The following is a 1422-nucleotide window of genomic DNA, read 5'->3' on the forward strand; positions in this document are numbered from 1 at the left end:
ATGACGCAAGCTCAACGTTGGTTAGATATTTCCAAATGCTGCGCTGCCTGGCAGGTACGAGTGGAGAAGGTGAAGGACTGCGGCACTACAACCGGTCATGTTGGGCCAATGGCCCGGACCCTGATGAAAGACGCGCGCAGGGGCCTCACACGCTAATCGGGATCGTCATCCCCATGCAATATTGCAGGCATGCCCCGCGCGGGTCCAACCCGCTTCACATCACCGCTGGCAGTGCAAAGTGATCTTCTATGTCATGAATACTGTCGCTTTCGAGCTGGCAGTTGGTAGATTGGCCAAGGACATCACGCTGTCACTGGTTCTTGCCTGAAGTCATCGCCGTACTTCAGGACCGCCCAGGCCATCCTCGCATTCTTGGCTGCGATGGCCACGGCTGCTCGCCAGTAACCTCGGCGCTCCATCAGGTTCCTGACCCAGCGGCTGAACCGGTCTTGCTTGTCGCCCAGGTTGGCCATCACCGCACGGGCTCCGAGAACCAGCAAGCTGCGCAGATACGCGTCGCCCGCCTTCGTGATGCTGCCCAGCCTGGCTTTTCCACCACTGCTGTATTGCCCCGGCGTCAACCCAAGCCATGCCGCGACCTGGCGGCCATTCCGGAAGTCATGCCCGGCGCCAATGCTGGCCAGCAAGGCGCTGGCCGTGGTCGGCCCGACACCGCGCAATTGCATCAGTCGCTTGCTGCGCTCATCTTCTCGGGCGATCTCGCCAATTGCGCGGTCGTATTCGACCAGACGGTCCTCAATGTTTCCGGCATGATCCAGCAAATCGCTGACGCACCGCCGCGCCCAGCCAGGCAGCAAGTCCAGATGAGCCGTGATGTCCCGTCGCAGCTTCTCTGGGCTTTGCGGTAAAACCACCCCGAACTCCGAGAGCAGGCCTCGCAACCGGTTGTAGATCGCAGTTCTTTCCTCGACAAATCCCTGCCGTGTCCGATGCAGGCATAGAGTGGCCTGCTGGTGCTCGTCCTTCAGAGGCACAAAACGCATGCTGGGTCGTGTCACTGCCTCGCAGATGGCCGCGGCATCGGCCGCGTCGTTCTTGCCGCGCTTTCCGGACATTCGGTATGGCGCGACTAGCTTTGCTGCCATCAACTTCACTATGTGGCCGTACCTTTGGAACTCGCGCGCCCAATGGTGCGCACCCGAGCAGGCTTCCATACCGATGAGGCAGGGCGGCAACTGGGCGATCAGCATGCCGAGCTGGTCGCGAGACACACGTGGTTTGATCAACGCAGCCTTGCCGGCCTCATCCACGCCGTGGATGGCAAACACGTTCTTAGCTAGATCGATTCCGACGGTGACAATTGGCATGGACTTCCCCTCTTGTTGGCGTTGATGGAGTTTCGACACTCCATCATGGCACTTCGCTGCAAATTCGCGGCTTCCGCCGCAGCCTGGGGACGGG

1 protein-coding gene is annotated in these 1422 nt (G+C 60.5%); it reads right to left on the reverse strand.

Features of this window, described 5'->3' with window-relative positions; genetic code table 11:
- Positions 1-302: 302 nt before the first annotated feature.
- Positions 303-1328, reverse strand: coding sequence for an IS110 family transposase (locus P3W85_RS06075; protein ID WP_276264112.1), 1026 nt, complete (start codon positions 1326-1328; stop codon positions 303-305).
- Positions 1329-1422: the final 94 nt, after the last annotated feature.

Origin of the sequence: Cupriavidus basilensis, from assembly GCF_029335485.1 — a bacterium.
GTDB classification, from domain to species: domain Bacteria; phylum Pseudomonadota; class Gammaproteobacteria; order Burkholderiales; family Burkholderiaceae; genus Cupriavidus; species Cupriavidus basilensis_E.

Excerpts from the sequence above, each read along its gene's own strand:
- P3W85_RS06075 (WP_276264112.1), bottom strand. The coding sequence starts at position 1,328 with ATGCCAATTGTCACCGTCGGAATCGATCTAGCTAAGAACGTGTTTGCC.